Origin of the sequence: Natrinema marinum, from assembly GCF_024296685.1 — an archaeon.
Classification (GTDB): Archaea; Halobacteriota; Halobacteria; order Halobacteriales; family Natrialbaceae; genus Natrinema; species Natrinema marinum.
The window spans coordinates 347,836-371,393 of the sequence record NZ_CP100763.1; the positions used below are offsets into that span (position 1 = coordinate 347,836).

The following is a 23,558-nucleotide window of genomic DNA, read 5'->3' on the forward strand; positions in this document are numbered from 1 at the left end:
GATAACACAATCGTTTTGTAACGATCGGTCGAACGCGCCGCCATGTCGACACCGCACTCTGGGGTACGACTCGACACGCGTCACGGGCTCGGTATCGCCGGACTCGTGCTCGCAAGTATCGTCGTCGGATTCCTGTCTCGTGAACTCCTGCTCTATTCGGTCCTTCCGATCTTCCTGCTCGGATCCGCGTTCATCTGCTATCTGTTCTACCGACTGGTGCTGGCGGTCGAGCACCTCGCCTACGAGGTCGAGTGAGGACCGCCGAAAACGCCATGCCGGCCCAGCAGTCTAGAACGGTGCGACGTGGATCGGGCCGGTCCCGACGATCATCCAGGTCACGAGGACCCCGGTCAGGAGCCCGCCAACCAGCGGCGAGTCGGTCAGTCGCGCGGCCGCCGTCGCGACGACGGTCGCGACCGCGAGGGTCCCGGTCGCGCTGATCGCCGTGATCGCCAGCGGCCCCGCGCTCGGCACCGGCAGTCCGTAGCCGAGGAACAGCGGCACGTACTGGACGGCCAGCAAGACGAGCAGTCCCCCGCAGGTGACCGCGAGCGCGCGACCGAGCGTCCGCGGGAGCGAGCGCGCCTCGAGCCCGTTCGAGCCGCCGACGCGCTCGAGGCCGGCCGCGAAGGCGACCGCGGCAGCCGTGATCGGCAGGACGTACACCGCGAGCGAGACCCACCGCACCGGAGAGAGCGTCGTGACGCCGACGACCCAGGCATTGAGCGCCCCGCCGGCCACGGCGTCGGCGACGACCGCGAGGATGTACAGCGCGCCGATACCGGCGACGGCCGCGGTGAGCGCGCGGCCGATCGTCGCGCCGTCGGGTGCGAGCCGCCGGAGCGACGCCCGGTCGACACCACCGCGCCGCCAGCGGACGACGCCGGCGGCGAGCGCGACCGTCCCGACGATCCAGAGGAGGTAGCCGTGGGTGAGTTCCTGATGCGTGAGCCGCGTCGTCGGCACGGCGGCGGTGCCGATCGCGTACAGCGGGTAGAGCGTGAGCGCTGGCAGGAGCGAGAGCCCGACGCGCATCGACAGTGAACTCCCATCGTCGGCCCCGATCGGTGCGGTCGCCCCAGTCTCGCGGGTCGCTTCGCTCCCCGCTCGCTCCTCCGAGGCGTCCTCAGAAGTGCTTCGCACTTCTGATGGGCTGCGAGAATCGCAAGGCGATTCTCGAGCGCTTCGTGCCCCGCTCCCCTCGAGGCGCCGCCAGACGAGCGCGCTCGTGCCGACCGCGACGACGACCCCGCCGAGCAGCGCGACGGCGTGGCCGATCGAGGCCCAGTACCAGCGCTGGTCGGCGGTCGTCGGCTCGTCGGCGCCGCCCGTGGTGCGTTCGATCCAGCCGACCGTGTCCGCGACGGCGGTCGTCGACCGGTGCATGCCGGTGTGGATCGTCGGCGGTGCGGTGAACTGCCGCGCGGTGCCGTCCTCGATCGAGCCGTAGGTCCGGCCGGGCTCGACCGGCGGCGCCGTCGGGAACGCGGTGGCGAGTTTCTCACCCTCGTTGACGTTCCCCGGAGTCGACTCGTTCCACATCGCCGAACTGTACTCGTCGTACGGCGCGTAGACGACCGCCACGTTCCGCGGGAACGTCTCGTTGGCCGCCGGCGCGCCCACAAAGCCCCACGTCGAGCCGATCAGGACGATCGACTCGTAGCCGTCGGGATGGGCCTCCGCGGCCGCCAGCGAGGCGAACCCGCCCATCGAGTGTCCCGCCAGCGCGACCCGATCTTCGTCCACCGTCTCGAGCGAGCGGGTGTACTCCAGACTCGCCGGGCCGCCCCAGCCGTCGGCGAAGGCCGGCGGCGCCGAGTCGCCGTGGCCGGGCTGGTCGACGGTGACGGCGACGTAGCCGCGATCGGCGAGTTCCGTCGCGAAACTCGACATCGTCCCGCGGTCGCCCGTGTAGCCGTGGATCAGCAGCGCGGCCGGCGCGGGATCGTCTGCGCTGACGCTCGCCGGTTCGTAGACGGTCGCGGCGAGCGCGACCCCGGAGTCGGTCTCGACCGTCGTCTCGCGGACCTCGACCTCGCCACCGCCGGTCGTGGCCCAGTTGCCGACCGCCGTTCCGGCGGCGACGAGTACCAGGCCGACGGCGATCGCGGCCAGTATCTGTCGCGTCTCGATTCCCCAATCCCCCGACCGACCGGAGTCGGACTCTGCCACCGAGTCCGACACCGAATCGGCCGAATCGTAAGCAGTGTGATCCCCCATCACATGCTACATTAAAGGGATTCTATACGAAAGTATCGGATCGGGTTCCGTCCACCGACGGTTGAGTGGTCACACCGGCGAGTGGGCGGCCGTCGAGTGGCCGTAGAGCGTTACTCGACACCTCTCGACTCGCGGCCGGTCGGCAGCAGCGTCGAGACCCGCGCGTTCTCCTTGAGCTCGAGGCCGCCGTCGGCGACCGACAGCGGCAGCAGCGGCAGGTGGTCGCGCACCTGCACGGATGGATGGGACCCGCCGCGGGCGAGCAGTTCGTTGCGCGGCTGGAGCAGCGCCGGCTCCCCGAGTCCCGTCAGGAACTCGTTGTGCTGGATCACGTACTGGCCGCCGGCGAGTTCCCACCAGCCGAACTCGTCGTCGGGGTTTCGCAGCACCGTCGGCACGGGCTCTAAATCGGCGTCCGCGAGTTCGTCGCCGCCGAAATCGATGCGGCCGGGGGCGGCCACCTCGTAGACCGCGCTGACCGTCAGGTCGATCCCGTGTTCGTGGACCTGAGTTGGCTCGTACACTAGATTGTCGACGCTCTCGGCGAAGGGATGGTCGGCGGACATGTTACTCGAAACGACGGTTTCGAGCGGGAAAAAGGATTCAGGTTCGCCCACAGCCCCGACTCCTATAGGCTGGCGCGCGTAGCGTCGCCTATGACCGACGTTCTCTCCGACGAGATCGCTCGCTTCGTTCGCGCGGTCGGCCCGGACCCCGACGAGACCTTGCTCGAGATGGACGAGTATGCGGCCGCCGAGGGGTTCCCCCACGTCGGCCCCGAGGTGGGCGCGTTCCTCCGGTTTCTCGCCCGACTGACCGACGCCGAGCGGGTCTTCGAGTTCGGCTCTGGCTACGGCTACTCGGCCTACTGGCTCGCCGCGGCGCTGCCCGACGCCGGCGAAATAGTCCTCACCGAGGTCGACGAGGTCGAACTCGAGTTGGCCCGCGAGTACATGGCTGCGGGCGGCTACGACGGGATCGCCCGGTACGAACTCGGCGACGCGATGGAGGCCGTCGAGGACTACGACGGCCCGTTCGATGTCGTCCTGATCGACCACCAGAAGGAGCGCTACGCGGACGCGTTCGAGGCCATCCGATCGAAGGTCCCGGTCGGCGGGGTCGTCGTCGCCGACAACGCGATCACGGCCAGCGTCGTCGACTTCGACGCGATCCTCGAGTGGGCGGAGGGCGGTTCCCCGACCGACGTGAACGATCACACGCAGGGAATCATCGACTACCTCGAGACGGTGCGGGCCGATCCGGCCTTCGAGACGATCGGCGTCCCGCTGGGCGAAGGAATCGCGGTGAGTTACCGCATCGAGTAGTCGGAGGCGTCGCCCTCGAACACGCTCTCGTCGGGCTCTTCGGCCGGGGCCGGGGAGCCGTACTCACGGAAGCCGAGGAAGATCGTCGCGGCGGCCGCGGCGAGCAGCGTCGCCCACGTCACTGCGGTGAGCGCGACGATCGTTATTTCGGCGGGACCCGGTGTGGCCGCGCCGATCGTCTCGAGGCCGACGGCGTGGCTGCCCGCAACCCCGAGGAATGCGAGCCAGAGGCCCAGCGCCGTCCGTGCGAGTACCCGCCGGTCGACCGACTGGGCGTATCGAGCGACGCAGTAGACGCCGCCGATCGCGAGCGTCGTGGCCCCGAGCGTGAGTTCGATCGCGTCGACGGCGACGGTTCCGACGCCGGCGACTGCAAAACAGGCGAGCGAGGCGGCGAGCAGGGGTCGGTCCGTGCCGGTTGTTGTCGGAATCACGTCGTGCACCGCTTTGCCGGGTTGAGTCGGCGCCCGCATTTATAGCTGTTGGCTCGAGCCGATCGGCCGCCAACGTTATTCTCCCCGGATGTGACAGACCGGATGGCGAGGAACGGGTTCGGTCTTCAGCGACGGAATTCGTCCGACCATGCATCAGTCCTCGCCGTTCCGGGATCGGTCCACGACGGCGCATCGGCCGCGTGTCTCGATTTCGGCCCGTCGATTGACACACCACGATCGAACGGGGGCTCGAACGCCGGCGTCCGACCGGCGTTTTCTGCGGGGGTGACACCGGCGACAGTCACGATCCGACGGGCCGTCGATCCCGCCGACGGTTCACTCGACGAGACAGGACCTATTTCTGAGACCAGCACCGAGCTACCGCTATGGTCCTCCCGCTGGCGATGGGGTGGCGCAACCTCCTGTTCGAGAACTGGCCGGTCGATCCCGCGGAACTGAACGCGCGGCTCCCCGACGCGCTCGAGGCAGACACCTACGACGGCTCCGCGTGGCTCTCGGTGATTCCCTTTACGAACGTCGCCGTCCGGCCGAAGGGGCTCCCCGAGTGGGCCGGCGTCGCGCTGCCGGAGATCAACGTCAGGACGTACGTCACGCACGACGGCGTCCCGAGCGTGTATTTCTTCAGCCTCGACGCACAGGGAGTCGCGAGCGTGACGGGTGCGCGACTGTTCCATCACCTCCCGTACTACTACGCCCGAATCTCGCTGTCTCGAGCCAATGGCGGCGTCGCGTTCAGCAGTCGCCGATACCATCCCGGCGCGCGCCCCGCCCGCTACGAGGCAACCTATCGGCCGACCGGCGATTCGTTCTCGGCTCCGGACGATCCGTTGGCGAGCTTCCTCGTCGAACGCTACCGATTTTATACGGAAGCCCCCGACGGCTCGGTGCGTTATACTGATGTCGACCACGAGCCCTGGACGTTGTATCCGGCGACCGCCGATGTCGAGACCAACACGCTACTCTCGGGGAACGGCTTCGCGTACCCCGAAGCCGACCCAGTGCGATACTATAGCCCCGGCCTCGACGTGGTCGCACGGACGAGCAACCGTCTCGAGGACTGACCCGCTATCCCCGCCTCGCGTGGCGGTGGTGCTTCCGGCGGGACTGTGACGGCCGCGGTAGTCAAGGGGGGTTCTCGAGCAGCCCCGCCGAAGGCGTTACGGCGTATTGAAGATCGTCGGGCCGCCCATTGTCGAGACGGTGTTCTCGCCGTAGATTTGCCGCTCCTGGTAGTCTTTGATCGGCTCGGTGAACGCACCGATCCCGTCTTTCGCTGCCGCCCGCGGGAGATCGTCGTCGAGTCCGACCGCTGCTGAGGCCGTGTACGCGTAGTACCGGCCGAGTTTGTCCAGCCGGTTGAGGTCGACCGGCGTCGTCTTGTCGGCCAGATCGACGCCCTGCGAGTAGATCTCGTCCGTCGTGTTCACCAGATTCTCGAGATCGTTCAGGATGTCCACGCTCGGGATCGCCGCCGGGATCGTCGTGCTCACCTCGCCGTCGCCGAGCGACGAGTTACTCAGATTCACCGTCAACTCCACGTCGAACGGCCTGAAGTAGTTCTGCGCCGGGACGCTCTCTTTCGTGAACTTCGGCTGCAGCAGATCGGAGCCGGGTGCGCCCGACTCGATTGCTACCGAGTCGTGCTGGCTGTTGAACTGGTGGACCGCACCGTACCCGACTCCGCTGAACGGCGTCGTGTTGATGATGATCTCCACCTCGCCGAAGTTCGAGGTCTCACAGCCCCACTCGAGAATGTACGGCAGTTTCGCGCGGTAGTAGTCACAGCCGTTCCAGAACGAACAGTTGGTGTTCTGTGTCCCGTTCGGCAGGACGAACATGCCGTCGTACTCGTATCCCTCGTAGCCTTCGACCGTCCCGTCGGCGTTGTCGACGTTGAAGAGCCGATCCTGGCCGTTGTCGTCCATGGCGAGCGTCGGGAACGACAGCCCGACTCGCCATCGGGTGTCGGTCGTGCTGGCCGCGGTGATCCCCGCTCCTGCAACCGTGAACGCACCGAGACTGCAACCGGTGACTTTCAGTGCTTGGCGACGCGACAGCGTTTTCGTCCGCCGAGTTCCGTCTGAAGTTACCATTGCAAACCAGTAATCACCGCCATGTGATATAAGAATTTCTTGGGTAGTAGTATATGATACTATATACGTTCTATACGGATCAATACCGCTTTCCGGATTCGGGAATCGGCGACTGAGATCGCTACGGGAGGCTGCGAGAACCGGACCCGGCCCGATATCGGCTTCGATCTCGGTTCTCCGGCGCGATAATCGACGACCAGTCCCGTGACCGGCGGACACGACGGTAGCGTTCGGGCTGGCTGAAACTTCCGTATTCCCAATCCTTTTCGGAATTCCATCTCTCGAGCGACACGTGAGACGACGTTCATTCATCTCTCACTGTGGGGGAATCGGTTTCGGGATCGCGGGACTACAGACTGCCGTGGCATCGGGGCGCACGCTCGCACCCGGTGCGTCCGAGTGGCACCTCGAGACCGGCGGCTCGATCGGCGGCTCTCCGACGATCGTCGATGGAACGGTCTACATTGGTAGCGACAACCGTCCGAACACACCTACCGGAACCGTCTACGCCGTCGACGCGGCGACGGGTGACGAGACCTGGTCGACGGACGTGCGTACCGTCGACGCGTCGCCGACGGTCGTCGACGGCACCGTCTACGTCGACGCGAGCAGCACGCTCCGGGCGCTTGACGCCGCGACCGGCGAGCAACTGTGGGAACGCCCGATGGGCGGTGCCGTCGAGACAGCGCCAACGGTCGTTGACGGCACCGTCTACCTCGGGGACGCCAACACCGTCGTCGCTCTCGATGCGGCGACGGGCGAAGGGGTGTGGGAGTTCCGCGCTCAACAGTTGAACGCCAGCACGCCGACCGTGGTCGGCGGCACGGTCTTCGTCGGCAGTTCGCCGAACGTGAGAGACAGCGACGATAGGGGCGTCTTCGCCATCGACGCGGAGACGGGCGATCAGGTGTGGCACCACCAGACGAACGGCTACGTCGACAGCGCGCCGACGGTCGCCGCCGGCTCGGTCTTCGTCGGCGACGAGGCCGGCAACGCCTATCGAATCGACGCGCAGTCGGGGGAGCGACGCTGGTCGTCCGGGACGAGCGATGCGGTATACGACACGCCGACCGTCGCGAACGGGGCCGTGTTCGTCCCGGCGCTGGACGGCACCCTCCACGCCTTCGAGATCAGCGGCGGCGGCCGGTGGGCGACACAGTTCGATGGGTATCTCGGCGTTCCGCCGACCGTCGCGGGTGAGACCGTCTACGTCGGAACCGACACCGGCACGCTGTACGCCCTGAACACCCAGAACGGCGACCAGCGGTGGACCTACGACTCGAGAAACGAGACGCTCACCGGCGCGACGGTTTCGAACGGCGTCGTCTACCTCGGTGGCGACGCCGGTCATCTGGAGGCGGTCCAGGCTCACAGCGACGCCTCGAGTACCGGATCACGTGTTCGGTTCGGGACGGTCGGCCACACCGGTGCCTGGGCCGGAGAGTCGGTCGCGTTCGGCGAACTCGACTTCGGCGGCGACCAGCCATCCGAACCACAGCCCGTACACCCCGACGACATCGGGGGAGGGTCCGACGACACCGAGCAGAGCGACGGCTCGTCTTCCAGCGAAAGCACCCAAGGTGCCGGGAGTGGGGCATCGAACGACTCCACTCGTTCGGACGGCGAACCGTCGACGTCCGACGGAACCACCTCGGGCTCTGCAAGCGGCTCACCGGGCTTTGGCACACTGACGGCGGTCGCAGGCATCAGCGGTGCCGCCGCGTTGCGGTACCGGCGAACGGACCAGTCTCGAGAGGAGTAGGCGCGGCGTCCTCGTCGCGTCGTACCGTCGCATTGTGTCCGGTATATTTGGTGACTCCGCTCGAGTGGCGACGACTGTCGAAACGAGCCACGAAGTTCGGTAGTGTAGGATTGTATCTTCGCTGCGGGTACGACGGAACCGCACGACAGCGGCTGTCTCAGACGATGTCCGGCGTGAAGGGGTAGGAGTAGACTTCACCGTTGTTGGCTTTCACTGTCGCGATAATGACCAGGATGAGGTCGACCAAAGCGATCACCGGGAACAAGAGGAAGCCGATGAGGACAACCATCAGTATCCCAGAAATAATGAGCGCGATAGCGATCATTATCTGGAAATTCAACGAGTTCTTCGCGTTCTCTTTGACCAGTGTATCGTCGTCGTCGGCGAGTATGAGAATGAGCAGTGGGCCGACAAACGACGCAATCAGCGACGATAGGTGTGCTAAGGCTGCCATCGTCGTATCTCCATCCACATCAGTTGACATACCGAACATGTCACACACATCGTATATAAGACCTACGTTAATTTAACAAATTTCGACTGGCGTTCGAGCAATCGCCGCGGTTGGGCCAAACGAATCCGTCCGAGAAGACTGAAAGCCAGGGCGGGGATTTGAACCCCGGAAGTCTCGATTACAAGTCGAGTGCATGAACCGCCCATGCTCCCCTGGCGCAGGCCGTGGGTTAGCCGTCCTCCTTTGAGTGTGTATCGTTTTCGCCCGACTCGTCGAGCGATCGGGACATCGACACCCGAAACGCGTCGTAGCCATGCCGGCGATAAAATCGTCTGGCGGCCTCGTTGTCGGCCATCACCTCGAGCACCATCGTGTCGGCACCCTTGTCGGCGAGTGACTCCTCGGCGGCCTCGAGCAGGGCGGTGCCGATCCCTCGCCCGCGGACGGCGGGCTCGACGTAGATGTTCGAGAGCAGGCCGCGGGTGGCGTCGAGCTCGAGCGAGCCGCGTTCGATCGATATCGAGGCGAAGCCGACGAGCTCGCCCTCGAGGCGGGCGACGAGGAGGCCGTCGCTGACTCGATAGGCGCCGAGCGTCTGGCGCATCGTCTCCCGGTTCGCGTCGGCGAGGACCGCCGAGTCGTGCCGGCGCTGGTCGCGCGCCAGCCGGACCCACATGTCCGCCAGGGTCTCCACGTCGTCCGCCGAGGCGGGTTCAATCGTCGGCTGCGGGCTGTCGTGGGGCATTCTCGAGGGCCGTCACGGCAGGGAGCGATTCGGCGGTAAGCATCCGCAGGGCAGCGCCGCCGCCGGTGCTGACGTGGGAGAAGCCCTCGACGCCGAGTTTGCGCAGCGCCGAAGCCGTGTCGCCGCCGCCGACGATGCTCGTGGGGCTGTCGGTCGCCGCGCTGTAGAGTTGGCGGGTGCCCGTCTGGAAGCGCTCGTCCTCGAAGACGCCCGCGGGGCCGTTGAGGATGACCGTCTCCGCGTCGTCGAGGATCCGCCGGTAGTAGTCGAGCGTCGAGCCGCCGATGTCCATCGCGGACTCGCCGTCGCCCGGCGGGAGGGCGTTGACGCCGAGTTCGTGGCGCTCGTCGTCGCGGTCGACCGCGACGTCACGGGGAAGCGCGATCCGGTCGCCGTAGGCGTCGAGTAAGTCGGCGGCGCGATCGATCTCGTCCCAGTAGCCCTGGTCGTAGATGAAATCGGAGCTCTCGTCGCCCAGATCGACGCCGTCGGCGATGAGGAAGACGTTGCCGACGACGCCGGCGGTGAGGATGTGATCGGCCAGCCCCTTCTCGAGTACCGACCAAGCGACGTCGATCGAGTCGGGAACCTTCGCGCCGCCGAGGACGTAGACGCGGGGCTCGGCGGTCTCCTCGATAGAGCCGAGCACGTCGAGTTCCGACTCCATGACGCGGCCGGCGTAGCTCGGGAGGACCGTCGGGAGGCCGACCAGCGAGGGCTGCGAGCGGTGGGCCGCCGCGAAGGCGTCGTTGACGTAGGCGTCGAGGACGGGCTCGAGCCCCTTGACGAGGTGCGTTCGGGCGGCTCGTTCTGGGTCGAACTCCATGTACTCCTCGCTGTAGAAGCGGGTGTTCTCGAGCACGAGGCAGTCGCCGTTCTCGAGTTCGTCGACGGCGTCGCGGGCGGCCGCGGAGAAGGTCACGTCGGCGTAGTCGACGGGTCGGCCGAGCAGTTCGGCGAGGCGATCGGCGTGGGACTCGAGGGAGACGAAGTCGTCACCGCCGGGTCGGCCCTGGTGAGCGAGGACGGCGACCCGACCGCCGCGCTCGAGCAGTTCGGAGAGGGTATCGACGTGGGCGCGCAGTCGGGCGTCGTCCGCGAGCGTCCCGTCGTCGTCGATCGGACTATTGACGTCGACGCGAACGCCGACGGTAGTCCCGTCGACGTCCAGGTCGTCGAGGGTCTCGATCATTACCGGGCCCTCCACCGCGCCACCCGAAAGGTCTTTCTATCGGAGAGATAGCGTCCGGTGGCTGGTGACACGGCTCACGATGCCGTAAACCAGGCCTACCGATCACACCGTGCGGCAGTCCGCACAGACTAGCTGGCCGTTGGCGTCCCATAACGCGTCCGCGAGGGAGCCACAGGCCTCGCAGACGCCCTGGGTCGTGTACTCGTCGCCGCCGTTCGGAACGAGACGAGCGTCCGCCGACTCGGTCGCGGGGGCCGTCGTCGCCTCGGCGACCTCCCGGTCGTAGTCGAGCAGCGACCCGCTCGAGCGAACGGGGGTCATCGTCGCCTGGAACGAGCCCGCGGCGGCGATGACGTCGCGCTGGGTGACGAGGCCGACGATCCCGTCCTCGTCCTCGACGAGGACGTTGCGGATGTTCTGGCGGGCCATCGTCGTGGCGACGTCGGTGAGCGAGCGATCGGGACCGACCGTGATGACCGGGGTCGTCATCGCTTCCTCGACGGTCGTCGTGGCGGTGTCGTCCTCGTCGGCGACGAGCCCGAGGACGTCCCACTCGGTCACGATGCCGACCGGCTCGCTCCCGCGGACGACCAGCGCACAACTCGTCCGTTCCTCGCGCATGAGCCGGACGGTCTCGAGGACGCTGTCGGATTCGCTGACGCCGACGTACTCGTTCGTCAGGACATCCCTGACGGACAGTTCTGATTCCATGTGTGAACGAATAGCACGGATGGGCTAAAAGCTACCCCCGCTACACTTAAGCAAAACGGCGTCGAAGTTCACTGTCTCCGGGTTTTAAGCCGTTTCCCACTCGAGTTCGACTCTGGTCCCGTGGGCTCGGCACGTCTCGAGGGCGTGCTTGGCGGCGTAGCCGGCGTCGTGTGCGCTTTTTCCGCGGCCGACGCCGACCTGCATCTCGACATCGACGGCCGCCTCGACGTGGGCGATTGCGTCCTCGTACTCGCTGGCTGCGAGGTCGGGACAAACGACGATGACGTTGTCGCCGCCGACGAAAAACGAGAGGCTATCGTGGGCGTAGCGCATGTGGCGCATGAGTTCCGCGTACCCCTGCTCGATCTCGATGAAGGTGTCGAAGGCGTTGAGTTCGTCCGTGTAGTTGCCGGTCGCATCGACCACGTCGAAGTGGGCGATCTGAACGTCCTCGCCGGTCCGGTACTCCTCGTCGATGACGCGGCCCTCGAGACACTCGCGTCGGTCCTTGTCCTGAGCGCTGCCGGCGTCCTGAAGACGCTCGGTCGCGTCAGACAGCGCCTGTACCGGATTGCGGCCGGTCGCGACGCCGAGACTGAGCGTCACCGGGTAGCGGTTACCGACCGACTCCTGGAGGAGCGCGTGGTCCTCGAGCGAGCAGCCGTTCGTGACGGCGATCATGTTGTCGAAGCGAGTGAAGAAGGTGTAGCCGCCGCGGTTGCCGACGAACTGAGAGATGTCCGCGTACAGCCGCGACTGCATGGTCTGGAGGTCGGCCTCCCGTCGCGGCTCGGGCGTCACCGTCCAGGGACCGTAGTTGTCGATCTGAACGAGCGTTACCTGCGTGTTAGTCACTGTGGGCGATGGTTTCGAACGCCGTCGTATAAGTGATACGCAATCCAGATTCGTGATTCGGCTCGAGAACGGGTCAGGCGTGTTTCTTCTCGGGGTCGGCCCCCTGCGGGTGGTACTCCCAGAAGTCGCCGGCGCGCATCGCCGCGCCGACGGCTTTGTGCATGTCGACCATCGTCTCGAACTCCTCGGGTTCGACGTACTCGAAGATCTCACGCATCGGGACGACGCGCTGGTAGTTGATCCGGATCGGGTAGTCGCCGTACTCCTCGACGAACTCGTCGCGGTTCATCGGGAAGTCCTCCTCCTCGTCGACTTTGTCCGCGATGATCCGCATGTCGAACTTGCGCATCCCCTCGCTACCTTCCTCGCCGTCGGGGTCGACCGGCCAATCGTTGCTCATACCCGGACGTGTGCAGGGGTCCTGCAAAAGGATTACTCTCCGTCGCCGTCGGGTCGCCGCCAGTCCGCTCGCTCGACGCCGGTAAACTCGAACCGCGCCCCGCCGTCGGCACCGTCGGTGACGGTCACGGTCCAGCCGTGGGCCTCGGCGACGTCCGCGACGATCGCCAGCCCGAGCCCGGTGCCGTCGCTGGCGCTCGAGTAGCCGCTCTCGAAGATCTTGCTGCGCTCGTCGTCGGCGATGCCGGGGCCGTCGTCTTCGACGTAGAATCCGGGTCCTCGGTCGTCGGCAAGGTCGCCAATGGTGATCGTGACGCCTGCGCCGCTGCGGTCAGCCCCGCCCTGCTGGGCGAACGGGTCCGGACTCCCCGAGCCGTGTTCGACCGCATTCCGGATCAGATTCTCGAGGAACTGTTTGAGCCGCGTCCGGTCGGCATTCACGACGGCGTCCGTCTCGAGTCGAAGCGTCGCTTCGCCCGTCTCGACGTGTGCCCAGCAATCCTCGGCGATCGCCGCGAGACCGACCGGGTTCGTGTCCGGATCGGGATCGCGCTCGCGGGCGACCGCCAGAATGTTCTCGATCAGGACGACCATCCGGTCGTGCGCCCAGGCGACGGCCTCGAGGTCCTCGCTATCGCACTCCTCGCGGGCCAGCTCGAGGCGGCCCTGCGCGACGTTCAGTGGGTTCCGGAGATCGTGGGAGACGATGCCGGCGAACCGGTCGAGGCGTTCGTTCTGCGCCTTCAGTTCGCGCTCTCGGGCCTTCCGCTCGGTAATATCTCGCAGGACGCCGACGGTCCCTCGGAAGCGGCCGTCCTCGTCGGGCGGGAGGAGGGCGAAGTGATTCTCGTTGGGGACGCGTTCGCCGTCCGCCGTTATCGTCTCCATCTCGAACGATGCGCGGTCACGGTCACCGTCGCGCAACATCGATTCGATTATCGACTCGGCTCGCTCGATGTCGTCGTCACTGAGCACGTGCGAGACGTGTTTGCCGACCATCTCGTCGGATCGATACCCGGACACTGTCACTTCGGCGTCGACCGGCGGCACGACCTTGGTGAAGTAGCCGTCGGCGTCCAGCGCGTATACTTCGTCGGGAACCGTTTTGAGGATCGTCTCGTACTCCTCGAGTTCTCGCTCTCGCACCTTTCGGTCGGTGATGTCGCGAACGACGCCGGCGACGCCGCGATACTGGCCGTCCTCGAGGGGCAACAGCGAGACTTTCGCCTCACACTGAATCCGCTCGCCGTCTTTGGTCGTGACGGTGGTCTCGTAGGTCCGCTGGTCCGTCTCGGTCTTTGCGAACAGCGACTGGACGCTGTCGGTGGCGCGTTCGACGGACGCCTCGTCGAGTAGGACCGAGACGTGCTGGCCGACGATCTCGCCTTTTTCGTAGCCGGTCAACTCGGCGTAGGCATCGTTGACGTACGTGTACCGGCCGTCGGCGTCGACCGTGTAGACAGGGTCGCCCAGCGCCTCGATGATCGTTTCGTAGCGCTCGAGGTCCCGCTCGCGCGCTTTGCGGTCGGAGATGTCTTGTACCGTACAGATCAGGTCGCCGTCACCCGCCGCCGACAGCGAGTGGGCCTCGGTGAACGTCGATCCGTCCGCTCGGAGTCCGGTCGTCTCCCCGTGCCAGTCGCCCTCCGCCATCACCGTCGGTACGATCTCCTCCCGGACGGTCGCGAGGTCGTCCTCGGGATAGAGGTGCCCCCATCCCTGGCCGACCAGGTCAGCAGGCTCGTAGCCGTAGAGGTCTGCGTACGCCTGGTTCACGTAGACGAACTGGCCGTCGTCGTTGAGAATCCCGATCCCTTCCTGGGCCGTTTCGATGGCACGGAGCTGTCGCTGGCGCCCTAGTCGCGCCCGCGTCGTTGCGACGGCGTCGACGATCCGATCGGCCAACGTCGCGCCCCCTTCGTGCCCCTTGCACACGTAGTCTGTAACGCCCGCCGAGATTGCCTCGCTCGCGATCGCTTCCGACCCCGCATCCGTATAGAGGATGAACGGTACATCGTCGGTTTCCGCCCGGACGGACTCGAGAAAGGCCAGTCCGTCCATATCAGGGAGATCGTACTCCGAGACGATACAGTCGACTTCGGTCTCTGCGAGGCGCTCGAGCCCGTCGTCGGCGCTGTTCGCGCGAAACGTTTCGATGGTCTCGTCTGCTCGCTCGAGGGCGGCTGATGCGTCGGGATACTCCGGGTCGTCGTCCACGTAGAGTACGCGGATCGGCTCCATCGAGACGCTCCCGGGAGGGGATTCGTCTCGGGTTTGCATAGGTTCTCTCTCGTTACAGCGGAGAAATAACTTGGGGTCGGGTTCCAGTTGCGGCTGGGCGGAACTATCGACGGTGGCCAGCCGCCCGGTAACTACCGCCCGTCGGAACCGAGCGGTGCGAGCAGTTGCTGTTTCTGACGCACTCTCCGTGCCTCATTCGACGGTGTAGCGGAACGAGACGGCGCTCACTCGGTATCGCGTCCTCGCCCGACTCAGCGAAGTCACGTTTCGGCGGCCCGGGTCCGTCCCGCTTCTCGTTATACCTGTTGTTTTCGTATGGTATGGCACACAACAAATGTGCTGACATTGAAGTAGCGGTGAAACATAGTGGGTTCGAAAGCATGCGTGTGTCCTATCAACACGCCAACGTTCGGAGCGGGAACGAGTCCACGCTCCTCCGATTCACGACCGACGATGGGACACGGGCGTGCATCCTCGTCGACTCCGGCGACGACGTCGATCTGGACTCGCTGCTTGGACCCGACGAGTATCTGAACGCGATCCTCCTGACACACGCACACATCGATCACTACCGGACGCTGGCGAGAAACGTTCGGCACAACGCCCCGATCTACACCTCGCCCGCGACGGCGACCGTCCTCAAGCGGGCGCTCCCGGAGGCGCGAAAGGACAACGATCTGGGCGATATCTCGGCCGCGCTCGACGCGCTCGAGCCCATCGACGACTGGACGTCGATCCTTCCCAACCTCGACGTTCGGCCCGTCCCCGCGGGCCACACGCCCGGTGGGGCAGGGTTTCTCGTCCGATTCCGGGAGACGGAGACGACCGGCGAACTCCTGAACGGCGAGCACCATCTCCTGGCGACGGGCGATTTCACCGAGCGCCCCTGTGCGGGCTATCCCGGGCTGGAGACGACTTACCCGTTCGACATCGACGCCGTCCTGTTGAACGCCTCGACCGAGGACGCCTATCCGAGCGCGCTCGACGAATCGGTGCGGACGGTCCTCGAGCGCGCCTACGCCGGCTCCCGGGTCGTCGTCGCGACGAGTTCGCTGACCGGCGTTCACTACGCGACGCTGCTGGGCCACGCGGCGGCGGCGCTCGACCGCGACCTCCCGATCACGCTCGTTGGCCAGGCCGCCAAGCTGTACGACGGACTCGGGCTCGACGACCCCGGGATCGAGACGCGGGACGTGTTCGACCGGCCCGGCGAGGTACTCGAGCAGGGCCGAGTCACGATCGGCGGGCCGGAGACGCCGACGCGGGGAAGCGCGTCTCGACTGCTCGAGGCGGTCGCGGACGACCCCGCCGCCGTGTTCGTCCAGCTCGCGACGGGCGACAGCGTGGCGGTGTCGAACGTGCGGTGTACGACGCGCTGTGTCGAACTGCGGAATCACCCGTCGATCGAGACGATCGATGACACCGTCCGCGACCTCGCGCCGACGCAGGTCGTGATCAAACACGCGATGGGAGAGACGTTAAATCGGTTCCAGCGCCGCTTCGACCGCTGTTTCACGTGGGGGACGAACGACGACGAGATCCACCGACTCTACGAGGGCGGCGAGTGGCTGGCCCCCGACTGGATCGCGGAGACGACGGCGACGAAGATCCGCACGCGACAGTGGAAAGCGATGAAAAACCGCTCGTTCGATGCGGCCGGAGCAGTTCCGACCGTCCGACGGGACTCGGTCAACCTCGCTGCGGAGGGGCTCGATCTCGAGGCGCTCGAGGACGCCTTCGCTCGATCGTCGGCGGATCCCTACGAAGCGTCGACCGCCGAGGACGAGCCGGCGACTGCGGGGACGGCGGTCGGCGTCGAAGGCGAGCCGACGACTGACGGGACGACGGCCGACGCCGAGGTGAAGGAGGCGGACGACCGGTCGCTCGAGGCGGAACTTCTCGACCGGCTTGCGGCGATCGAATCGAAACTCGAGCAGCCCGACGGGGAGACCGTCCGGGCTCGCGTCCTCACCGACGGCGACGGCGAGCAGGTCCTGCGACTCGTCGACACGGCGGATCTCGACGCGGGCGAGACCGTCGAGATCACGATTTCGACCGGCTCGTCGTAGACCGATCGCCCTCCAGTTGCACGCTCTCGTTTCTCCCCATCGCACCCCGTCGGGGATCGGGCGAACTAGTTATCACAATGACAAAGTGGCTCGTCGTGCAACGGGCTGCTACAATGTCCCTGCTCGAGCGCTTGCTCGGTGACGACACGCCCGACGAACAGGTCGACCTCGAGTCGCGCCAGAACGAGGCGGACGAGGCGCTGCGCGACGCCACGGAGCGAGCCGGCTACGCCGTCGAGGACTGCGGCGTGACCGGCGTCGCGGTCGTCAACGAAGGGCCGGACGGCGAGCCGGTCGTCGTGCCGATCGCCCGCTTCTCGCTCGGCGAGGATGTCGAGGACCCGGATATGGATCTGGTCTGGGACCTCGTCGGCGAGGCGGTCGACGCCGTGCAGGACCCCTTCGACGACGTGTTCGTTCGCCACTACGATATTCAGTTCACCTTCGATGGCGACGAACTCTTCGAGGCCGAGGAGTGTCGTCGCATCGCGCTGACCGACGACCTCGTCGACCGATTCGCGACCGATCCGGGGTTCGGGATCGACGACCTCCGCGAGGCGGTCGTCGCCGCGGACGACATCGACGATGCGATCGCGCCGGTCGCGTGGGGCGAGTGCAAAAACTACAGTCGCACGACCAACGCGGCGATCGTCACGGCCGGTGCGGCCGCCGCGGCGGGTGCTAGCGCGAGCGCCGCCTCCTGTGCCGGCGCTGGCGCGGCGGGCGGTGGCGGCGGCGCGTGCTGAGAGCCCGACGCGACTCGAGCACCGCGGTGTGACCGATCGCGCACAGTTACGGATGATGAGCGGAGATCGAGGCGGTCGACCGTCGGCGACCCACGACCTTATCGCTCGTCACGATCGTCGTCGGTCTCGGTGTGGTACTCGAGCAACCGCTGCAGCCCGGCTCTGATCGCCTCGCTTCGATTCCGATAGAGATCGTCGTCGACGAGCGATTCGATCGCCGCGAGCTGTTCGTCGGTCGCCCGGAAGGTCACCCGATCGAGGGTGGGGCCGTCCTCGAGTCGAGAGCGATTGTGCTCTGGCGTGGGGTCCGTGGGTGGGGTTCGGCTCTCCGTCATCGGCGATCACCGCCGGCCGACTCGAGGGAGGGTCGATCCGCCGCTTTCGACGCCGTGCTCGCGGTCTCGAGTAGCGGTGTGAGAGTCACGGTGACCATGAAATCGAAAGGGGGCGAGCGGTCGTAAGGGCTCGCGTAGCGGAGTGAAAGTGAAACAGTAATTCGGTCGTCGTCGCTCCTCACAGTCGCGACTCGACCTCGAGTCCGCCTCTCTTTCATAGAACAACGAACAGGTATACGGCACAACGAGTCAACCGTCAAACTGGAAGCCGCTCTCCGGAATTCGGGGAGGTACGGAAACGTCCCGACCCCCTCTTCGAAAGCACTGTCTCAGCTGAAAACCGATCGATACGTCGGCTGCCGCTCAGTCGTCGGCCGTTTCGGCGTCTGCATCCTCGCCCAGCACTTCTTCGCGGTGCTCGTCTAACAGCGGCGCGCGACCGCGGGGCTCGGGATTCGTCTCGCTCATCTTGATCGGGTTGCCCGCGATCTCGACCTTTCGGTCGGCGCCGGGCTGTTCGACGGGGTACAGCATGTCGCGTGCGTGGACGTGCGGGTCGTCGAAGATCTCTTCGGTGGTCTGGACGGGTGCGGCGGGCACGCGGCCCTCGAGTTTGCCTACGAGTTCGTCGTTGGTCTGCTCGCGGGTCCAGTCGGCGATCTCCTCGCGCAAGGCGTCACGGTGCTCGAGGCGCTCGGGGGTCGTGGGGTACTCCTCTGCGAGGTCCTCGCGGTCCATTATATCGCAGAGTTCCGCCCAGTGGTTGTTGTTGAACGCGGCGATGACGGCGTAGCCGTCGTCGGTCTCGAAGGCGTTGTAGGGGAACAGCGTAGGGTGGGAGTTGCCCCGCCGGGTGGGGGCCTCGCCGGTGTAGGACTGCTGGTAGATGGCGCGCTCGGTGAAGCTGATCATGGAGTCGTACATGCCGGTGTCGACGTACTGGCCCTCGCCGGTCTGTTCGCGGTGGTTGACGGCGGCGAGGATGCCGATGCAGTTCAGCGTCGCGGTGAAGAGGTCGCCGACGCCGGGACCGGTCTTCGTCGGCGGGCCGTCGGGCTGGCCGGTGGTCTCCATGACGCCACCCAGGGCCTGCGCGATGAGGTCGAAGGAGGGCTGGCCCTGTCGGTCAGTCTCGCCGGTGCGCGGGTCGCCGAAGCCCCGGATCGAGGAGTAGATGAGATCGGGGTTGTGTTCTTTCAGCGTCTCGTAACCGAGGCCGTACTTTTCCATCGTCCCCGCGCGGTAGTTCTCGACGACGATGTCGGCCTCCTCGACGAGCGAGAGGAAGTCCTCGCGGTCGTCCTCCTCGCGGAAGTTCAGTTCGATGCTCTTCTTGCCGCGATTGACGCTCTGGAAGTAGCCCCCGTAGGCTTCTTCTTCGGGGTCGTCGACGAACGGCGGGTTCGACCGGATCATGTCGCCGCCCGGTCGCTCGATTTTGACCACGTCCGCGCCCAGGTCCGCGAGCAACATCGTACAGTACGGCCCGGCGAGCACCTGCGTTAGATCAACGACACGAAGGTTGGAAAGCGCTCCCATAGTCTGTACGCCCACCTTACCAAACCATTACCAAAACCCTTACCATCGATCATGTAGTTGAGTTCGCCTACCAGGGGACGTGGGAACGCCCGACATAGGGACGCTGCTAGGACGTTTAAGGTGTATTATCATGGAAGATCATTAGGTTTATACCCGAGTCCCTCATGGTTCTGGATACGATGTCCCAAACGGTCGTCCTCGGCGTGATCGGCTCCGATGCCCACGTCGTTGGCATCACAATCCTAGAGCAAGCCTTCAGTGCAGCCGGCTTCGATGTCGTCAACCTCGGCGTCCAGACCTCCCAAGAGGAGTTCGCCGAGGCCGCGGTAGCCCACGACGCCGAGGCTGTACTGGTCTCGTCGCTCTACGGACACGCCGAGCAGGACTGCCAGGGATTCCACAGCGTCCTCGAGGACGCTGGCGTCGACGCGGTCAGCTACATCGGCGGCAACCTCGCCGTCGGACAAGACGACTTCGAGCAGACCCGGAAGACGTTCCGGGAGCTCGGGTTCGACCGCGTGTTCGACTCCGAGACGGATCCCGAGGACGCGATTGCCACACTCCGCGAAGACCTCCAGCTCAAGCCACCGGAGTCCGAGCGGGCAACTATCAGTTCTTAGATGTCTAGATGATACGAGACGAACGCATTCCATCCGACGAGCTACAGCGTATCGACGAGGAGATCCGGTCGAACTGGCCAACGGGGGCAGACGTCGACTTCGAGGAAGCCATCGAGTACCACGAATCGCTACCGGACCACAAGCAGTTCGCCGACGTCCTCGAGTCGGCCGACAAACCGCTGCTCCAGCCGCGGGCCGGCGTCCCTCGACTCGACGACCAGATCGAACTTCTCCAGTACCTCCATCGGGAAGGGCAGGCGGACCTGCTTCCGACGACGATCGACTCGTACACGCGTGACAACGAGTACGAGAAGGCCCAGCAGGGTCTGGAGAAGGCCCGCGAGACGGGCGACGACACGTTGAACGGCTTCCCCGCCGTCAACCACGGCGTCGACGGCTGCCGGAAGCTGATCGACGCGGTCGACGCGCCGATCGAGGTTCGCCACGGGACGCCGGACGCCCGGTTGCTCGCGGCGATCACCTTCGCCGGCGGCTTCCAGAGCTTCGAGGGCGGGCCGATCTCCTACAACATCCCGTACACGAAGCGCCACGGCTTAGAGGAGACCATCGAGCGATGGCAGTTCGTCGACCGGCTGGCCGGCGCGTACACGGAACGCGGCATCCGGATCAACCGCGAGCCGTTCGGTCCCCTCACGGGGACGCTCGTCCCACCGTCGATCGCCATCGCGATCATGCTGGTCGAGGGCAAGCTCGCCGCCACGCAGGGCGTGCGCTCGATCACGCTCGGCTACGGGCAGGTCGGTAACGTCGTCCAGGACGTGGCCGCCCTGAACGCCCTCAAAAAGCTGGGCAACGAGTACCTCCCCGACGAGGTCGTCGTCACCACCGTCTTCCACGAGTGGATGGGCGGCTTCCCGCCGGACGAGGCCCGCGCCAACGGCGTCATCAGCCTCGGCGGCATGACCGCCGCCATCGCGAAGCCGGACAAGGTCATCACCAAGTCGCCCCAGGAGTTCCAGGGGGTTCCGACCAAGGAAGCCAACGCCTCGGGCCTGCGCACCACGCGGCAGGTCATCGACATGGCGATCGAGCAGAAGATCGACATCGACGGCATCGAGGAGGAACAGGACTTAATCGAGCGCGAGACCCGGTGTCTAATGGACACCATCTTCGACCACGGCGACGGCGACGTCGTTCAGGGGACGCTCAAGGCGTTCGACTCCGGGGCGCTCGACGTGCCCTTTGCGCCCAGCGACAGTGCGCGGGGAGCCGTCCTCCCGGCCCGCGACGACGACGGTCGCGTCCGCATCTTCGAGTGGGCCGACCTCGAGATGGACGACGACATCAAGGAGATTCACAAGGCTCGACTCTCGCAGCGCGCCGACACCGAAGGCCGCGACCAGTCGTTCCGAATGGTCGCGGACGACGTCGACGCTATCAGCGATGGAAAGCTCATCGGCCGACCGCAGGGTGACGTCTAATATGGAAATCACAGGAGTGTACGCGACGCCCGGCTACTCCGGGTTCTTCTTCGACGACCAGCGCGCAATCAAGCAAGGAGCAACGCAGGACGGCTTCACCTACGAGGGCGAGCCCGTCACCGACGGCTTCGACGAGATTCGACAGGCCGGCGAAACGATCATCGTCGATATCGAACTCGCCGACGGCACCGTGGTGCGGGGCGACTGCGCCGCGGTCCAGTACTCCGGTGCCGGCGGCCGCGACCCGCTCTTTCAGGCTGAGGAGTACGCCCCAGTCATCGAGGGTCCCGTCGCCGACGAACTCGAGGGACGGGACGCCACCGACTTCCTCGACAACGCCGAGTTGCTCGAGGAGCTGGAAGTCGAGGGCGACCGGCTCCACACGGCGATCCGCTACGGCGTCTCCCAGGCGCTGCTCGCCGCGGCCGCCGAGGCCGAGAACACGACGCAGACGGACATCGTCGCCGACGCGCTCGGCACCGAGCCCGCGACGGAGCCGGTGCCGGTCTTCGGACAGTCCGGCGACGACCGCTACAACAACACCGAGAAGATGTTCGTCAAGGGCGTCCCCGTCCTCCCCCACGCGCTGATCAACAGCGTCGAGAAGATCGGCGAGGACGGCGAGGTCCTGCTCGAGTACGTCGAGTGGTTAGTCGAGCGTTCGCAGGAACTGGGTCCCGAGGGGTACGAGCCCCGCTTCCACATCGACGTTTACGGGATGATCGGCGAGATCTTCGGCGCGCCCTACGACCGCGAGGAGGTCGTCGACTACTTCGCCGCGCTCGAGGAGGCCGCCGCACCGTTCCCGATCCAGATCGAGGGGCCGATGGACGTGGGCAACCGCGCCGACCAGATCGACGCGATGGTCGAACTCCGCGAGGGGCTGGCCGACGCCGGCGTCGGCGTCGACATCGTGGCCGACGAGTGGTGTAACACCTTCGAGGACGTGCAGGCGTTCGTCGACGCCGGGGCCGCGGACCTCGTGCAGGTCAAGACGCCCGACCTCGGCGGGATCCACCGCAGCGGACAGGCGGTCCGCTACTGCGAGGGGACCGAGACCCGCGCCTACCTTGGCGGCACCTGCAACGAGACGGAAACCTCCGCGCGTGCCTGCGCCCACGTCGCGCTCGCGACGGACGCCGCGCAGGTGCTCGCAAAGCCCGGGATGGGCTTCGACGAGGGCTACATGATCGTCGAAAACGAGATGCGACGAACGATCGCCCGACGAGAACGAGAACAGTTAACGGCCGATACCGACGAGGTGACAGCAGATGACTGACTGGACCGATCCCGACACGTTCGCACAGGCGCTCGAGCAGGTCGAGACCAAAGAGAAGGGGAACTGCTTCGAGGACTTCGAAGAAGGGGACGTGATCGAACACGACCCCGGCCTCACGCTCACGCAGTTCGGTAACGAGGGCTGGATGAGCCAGACGCTCAACCACGACCCCGCCTACTGGCGAGCCGACGCCGCCGAGGAACGCGGCTTCGACGAGCCGCCGGTCCACCCTGATTATCTGACCGCCGCGACGCTCGGTATCACCGTCGAGGACCTCAGTGAGAAGGGCGGCTACTTCCTCGGTCGCACCGACGTGCGATTCCCCACTTCGCCGGTCTACACCGGCACCGAACTCCACGTCGAGAGCGAGGTCGTCAACTGCGCCACCTCGAGTTCCCGACCCGAGTACGGCATCGTTTCCTGGCGCACCCGCGGCAAAGACGCCGAGACCGGCGACGTGCTCTGTTCGTACGAGCGCACGAACATGATTCCCCGCCGCGAGCCCGTCGCGACCGACGGGAGCGGCGCCGCGGCGGCCGAAGACGACGAGGACGGCCCCGAACTCCCCGAGGAGTTCGTCGCTCCTGAGGGAGGGTATTTCGAGGACTTCGTCGAGGCTCTCGAAGCGGCCGACGACGAGAACGCCGCCGTCGCCTACCGCCACGAGCGCGGCCGTACGCAAGACGACGTGACCGTCGCCTCGCTGCCGCTCGCGACGCTGAACACGGCCAAACAGCACCACAACGTCGACGTGATGAGCGACTCCCCGTCGGGAAGTATCGTCACCTACGGCGACGTGACCCGGTCGACGGCGCTCGGCCACGCCCGCTCGGACGAGGAGACCTGGCGCGAGGTCGGCTTCGACGACGAGTCGTTCCACACGTTCGTCGCCGTCGGCGACACCGTCTACGCCTTCACGCGCGTCATCGAGGCCGACGACGACGCCTCGAGCGACGAGGCGGGCACCGTCACCTTCGAACACATTGCGTTCAACCAGGACGACGAACCCGTCTACTCGGGGACGCGGACCGCCGAGATTCGAAAGCGTTCTAACTAACACGATCGATTATCACAAA

The 23,558-nt window shown here is 66.1% G+C and carries 23 protein-coding genes and 1 tRNA gene; 10 read left to right on the plus strand and 14 right to left on the minus strand.

The genetic code is table 11. The features are described from left to right. The first annotated feature begins 42 nt into the window (after window positions 1–42). Window positions 43–255: a hypothetical protein gene (locus tag NKH51_RS01755; RefSeq protein ID WP_254763524.1), complete on the plus strand. Its 213-nt coding sequence runs from the start codon at window positions 43–45 to the stop codon at window positions 253–255. A gap of 33 nt (window positions 256–288) precedes the next feature. Here NKH51_RS01755 and NKH51_RS01760 read toward each other — a convergent pair whose 3' ends face one another. Continuing rightward, entirely contained in the window at window positions 289–2,172 is a 1,884-nt protein-coding gene (locus NKH51_RS01760; RefSeq protein ID WP_254763525.1) for an alpha/beta fold hydrolase, read from the minus strand. 158 nt (window positions 2,173–2,330) lie between these two features. Further along, window positions 2,331–2,786, minus strand: a complete 456-nt coding sequence (locus NKH51_RS01765; RefSeq protein WP_254763526.1) for a dCTP deaminase/dUTPase family protein — start codon at window positions 2,784–2,786, stop codon at window positions 2,331–2,333. A 90-nt stretch (window positions 2,787–2,876) separates the two neighbouring features. Here NKH51_RS01765 and NKH51_RS01770 point away from each other — a divergent pair, with 90 nt between their 5' ends. Further along, entirely contained in the window at window positions 2,877–3,545 is a 669-nt protein-coding gene (locus NKH51_RS01770; protein ID WP_254763527.1) for an O-methyltransferase, read from the plus strand. Here NKH51_RS01770 and NKH51_RS01775 read toward each other — a convergent pair. Continuing rightward, window positions 3,530–3,988: a hypothetical protein gene (locus NKH51_RS01775; RefSeq protein ID WP_254763528.1), complete on the minus strand. Its 459-nt coding sequence runs from the start codon at window positions 3,986–3,988 to the stop codon at window positions 3,530–3,532. The two genes, NKH51_RS01770 and NKH51_RS01775, sit on opposite strands and share 16 nt — an antisense overlap. Window positions 3,989–4,365: 377 nt before the next feature. Here NKH51_RS01775 and NKH51_RS01780 point away from each other — a divergent pair, with 377 nt between their 5' ends. After that, on the plus strand, window positions 4,366–5,061 hold the full coding sequence (locus NKH51_RS01780) for a YqjF family protein (RefSeq protein WP_254763529.1): 696 nt from the start codon (window positions 4,366–4,368) through the stop codon (window positions 5,059–5,061). 96 nt (window positions 5,062–5,157) lie between these two features. Here NKH51_RS01780 and NKH51_RS01785 read toward each other — a convergent pair whose 3' ends face one another. Then, on the minus strand, window positions 5,158–6,093 hold the full coding sequence (locus tag NKH51_RS01785; RefSeq protein ID WP_254763530.1) for a hypothetical protein: 936 nt from the start codon (window positions 6,091–6,093) through the stop codon (window positions 5,158–5,160). 361 nt (window positions 6,094–6,454) lie between these two features. On the opposite strand from NKH51_RS01785, the gene NKH51_RS01790 reads away from it, so the two are divergent. Further along, window positions 6,455–7,855 (plus strand): outer membrane protein assembly factor BamB family protein, encoded by a 1,401-nt coding sequence (locus NKH51_RS01790; protein WP_254763531.1) that lies wholly within the window; start codon window positions 6,455–6,457, stop codon window positions 7,853–7,855. Window positions 7,856–8,012: 157 nt separating this feature from the next. Here NKH51_RS01790 and NKH51_RS01795 read toward each other — a convergent pair whose 3' ends face one another. The 8 genes from NKH51_RS01795 to NKH51_RS01830 all read right to left on the minus strand — a co-directional run bounded on the left by NKH51_RS01795 (window position 8,013) and on the right by NKH51_RS01830 (window position 14,491). Next, the gene (locus tag NKH51_RS01795) at window positions 8,013–8,339 is read right to left on the minus strand and encodes a DUF4870 domain-containing protein (protein ID WP_254763532.1); all 327 of its coding nucleotides are present in this window, start codon (window positions 8,337–8,339) and stop codon (window positions 8,013–8,015) included. A gap of 113 nt (window positions 8,340–8,452) precedes the next feature. After that, a tRNA-Thr gene (locus NKH51_RS01800) sits at window positions 8,453–8,526 on the minus strand. A 12-nt stretch (window positions 8,527–8,538) separates the two neighbouring features. After that, window positions 8,539–9,054, minus strand: coding sequence for a GNAT family N-acetyltransferase (locus tag NKH51_RS01805; protein WP_254763533.1), 516 nt, complete (start codon window positions 9,052–9,054; stop codon window positions 8,539–8,541). After that, the gene (locus NKH51_RS01810) at window positions 9,023–10,246 is read right to left on the minus strand and encodes a phosphoglycerate kinase (RefSeq protein WP_254763534.1); all 1,224 of its coding nucleotides are present in this window, start codon (window positions 10,244–10,246) and stop codon (window positions 9,023–9,025) included. The genes NKH51_RS01805 and NKH51_RS01810 overlap by 32 nt, the downstream gene beginning before the upstream one ends. 102 nt (window positions 10,247–10,348) lie before the next feature. Continuing rightward, complete coding sequence (locus tag NKH51_RS01815; RefSeq protein ID WP_254763535.1) at window positions 10,349–10,957, minus strand: CBS domain-containing protein; 609 nt, start codon at window positions 10,955–10,957, stop codon at window positions 10,349–10,351. Window positions 10,958–11,041: 84 nt separating this feature from the next. Beyond that, entirely contained in the window at window positions 11,042–11,812 is a 771-nt protein-coding gene (locus NKH51_RS01820) for a GTP cyclohydrolase III (protein ID WP_254763536.1), read from the minus strand. Window positions 11,813–11,885: 73 nt separating this feature from the next. Further along, entirely contained in the window at window positions 11,886–12,212 is a 327-nt protein-coding gene (locus NKH51_RS01825; RefSeq protein ID WP_254763537.1) for a DUF5785 family protein, read from the minus strand. Window positions 12,213–12,244: 32 nt separating this feature from the next. Then, window positions 12,245–14,491 (minus strand): PAS domain S-box protein, encoded by a 2,247-nt coding sequence (locus NKH51_RS01830; RefSeq protein ID WP_254763538.1) that lies wholly within the window; start codon window positions 14,489–14,491, stop codon window positions 12,245–12,247. 341 nt (window positions 14,492–14,832) lie between these two features. Here NKH51_RS01830 and NKH51_RS01835 point away from each other — a divergent pair, with 341 nt between their 5' ends. Both NKH51_RS01835 and NKH51_RS01840 read left to right on the plus strand, forming a co-directional pair. After that, entirely contained in the window at window positions 14,833–16,521 is a 1,689-nt protein-coding gene (locus NKH51_RS01835) for an MBL fold metallo-hydrolase (protein WP_254763539.1), read from the plus strand. A 113-nt stretch (window positions 16,522–16,634) separates the two neighbouring features. Beyond that, window positions 16,635–17,267, plus strand: coding sequence for a hypothetical protein (locus tag NKH51_RS01840; protein WP_254763540.1), 633 nt, complete (start codon window positions 16,635–16,637; stop codon window positions 17,265–17,267). A gap of 98 nt (window positions 17,268–17,365) precedes the next feature. Here the strand turns inward: NKH51_RS01840 and NKH51_RS01845 are convergent, their stop codons facing one another. Continuing rightward, complete coding sequence (locus NKH51_RS01845; RefSeq protein WP_254763541.1) at window positions 17,366–17,602, minus strand: ribbon-helix-helix domain-containing protein; 237 nt, start codon at window positions 17,600–17,602, stop codon at window positions 17,366–17,368. Between the two features lie 363 nt (window positions 17,603–17,965). Then, window positions 17,966–19,141 (minus strand): succinyl-CoA:mesaconate CoA-transferase, encoded by a 1,176-nt coding sequence (gene mct / locus NKH51_RS01850; protein ID WP_254763542.1) that lies wholly within the window; start codon window positions 19,139–19,141, stop codon window positions 17,966–17,968. Window positions 19,142–19,305: 164 nt separating this feature from the next. Between mct and glmS the strand changes: the two genes are divergently transcribed. Genes glmS through mch form a run of 4 tightly spaced genes read left to right on the plus strand, consistent with a single transcriptional unit; the run spans window position 19,306 to window position 23,539 of the window. Next, on the plus strand, window positions 19,306–19,761 hold the full coding sequence (glmS, locus tag NKH51_RS01855) for a methylaspartate mutase subunit S (RefSeq protein WP_254763543.1): 456 nt from the start codon (window positions 19,306–19,308) through the stop codon (window positions 19,759–19,761). A gap of 8 nt (window positions 19,762–19,769) precedes the next feature. Beyond that, on the plus strand, window positions 19,770–21,203 hold the full coding sequence (locus NKH51_RS01860; RefSeq protein ID WP_254763544.1) for a methylaspartate mutase subunit E: 1,434 nt from the start codon (window positions 19,770–19,772) through the stop codon (window positions 21,201–21,203). Between the two features lies 1 nt (window position 21,204). Beyond that, window positions 21,205–22,482 (plus strand): methylaspartate ammonia-lyase, encoded by a 1,278-nt coding sequence (locus NKH51_RS01865; RefSeq protein WP_254763545.1) that lies wholly within the window; start codon window positions 21,205–21,207, stop codon window positions 22,480–22,482. After that, window positions 22,475–23,539 (plus strand): 2-methylfumaryl-CoA hydratase, encoded by a 1,065-nt coding sequence (gene mch, locus NKH51_RS01870; protein WP_254763546.1) that lies wholly within the window; start codon window positions 22,475–22,477, stop codon window positions 23,537–23,539. The genes NKH51_RS01865 and mch overlap by 8 nt, the downstream gene beginning before the upstream one ends. The last annotated feature ends 19 nt before the right edge of the window (window positions 23,540–23,558 follow it).

Coding starts and splice junctions, on each gene's coding strand:
- NKH51_RS01755 (WP_254763524.1), top strand. CDS start 43: ATGTCGACACCGCACTCTGGGGTACGACTCGACACGCGTCACGGGCTC.
- NKH51_RS01765 (WP_254763526.1), bottom strand. CDS start 2,786: ATGTCCGCCGACCATCCCTTCGCCGAGAGCGTCGACAATCTAGTGTAC.
- NKH51_RS01770 (WP_254763527.1), top strand. CDS start 2,877: ATGACCGACGTTCTCTCCGACGAGATCGCTCGCTTCGTTCGCGCGGTC.
- NKH51_RS01780 (WP_254763529.1), top strand. CDS start 4,366: ATGGTCCTCCCGCTGGCGATGGGGTGGCGCAACCTCCTGTTCGAGAAC.
- NKH51_RS01785 (WP_254763530.1), bottom strand. CDS start 6,093: ATGGTAACTTCAGACGGAACTCGGCGGACGAAAACGCTGTCGCGTCGC.
- NKH51_RS01795 (WP_254763532.1), bottom strand. CDS start 8,339: ATGTCAACTGATGTGGATGGAGATACGACGATGGCAGCCTTAGCACAC.
- NKH51_RS01805 (WP_254763533.1), bottom strand. CDS start 9,054: ATGCCCCACGACAGCCCGCAGCCGACGATTGAACCCGCCTCGGCGGAC.
- NKH51_RS01810 (WP_254763534.1), bottom strand. CDS start 10,246: ATGATCGAGACCCTCGACGACCTGGACGTCGACGGGACTACCGTCGGC.
- NKH51_RS01815 (WP_254763535.1), bottom strand. CDS start 10,957: ATGGAATCAGAACTGTCCGTCAGGGATGTCCTGACGAACGAGTACGTC.
- NKH51_RS01825 (WP_254763537.1), bottom strand. CDS start 12,212: ATGAGCAACGATTGGCCGGTCGACCCCGACGGCGAGGAAGGTAGCGAG.
- NKH51_RS01830 (WP_254763538.1), bottom strand. CDS start 14,491: ATGCAAACCCGAGACGAATCCCCTCCCGGGAGCGTCTCGATGGAGCCG.
- NKH51_RS01835 (WP_254763539.1), top strand. CDS start 14,833: ATGCGTGTGTCCTATCAACACGCCAACGTTCGGAGCGGGAACGAGTCC.
- NKH51_RS01840 (WP_254763540.1), top strand. CDS start 16,635: ATGTCCCTGCTCGAGCGCTTGCTCGGTGACGACACGCCCGACGAACAG.
- NKH51_RS01845 (WP_254763541.1), bottom strand. CDS start 17,602: ATGACGGAGAGCCGAACCCCACCCACGGACCCCACGCCAGAGCACAAT.
- mct (WP_254763542.1), bottom strand. CDS start 19,141: ATGGGAGCGCTTTCCAACCTTCGTGTCGTTGATCTAACGCAGGTGCTC.
- glmS (WP_254763543.1), top strand. CDS start 19,306: ATGGTTCTGGATACGATGTCCCAAACGGTCGTCCTCGGCGTGATCGGC.
- NKH51_RS01860 (WP_254763544.1), top strand. CDS start 19,770: ATGATACGAGACGAACGCATTCCATCCGACGAGCTACAGCGTATCGAC.
- NKH51_RS01865 (WP_254763545.1), top strand. CDS start 21,205: ATGGAAATCACAGGAGTGTACGCGACGCCCGGCTACTCCGGGTTCTTC.
- mch (WP_254763546.1), top strand. CDS start 22,475: ATGACTGACTGGACCGATCCCGACACGTTCGCACAGGCGCTCGAGCAG.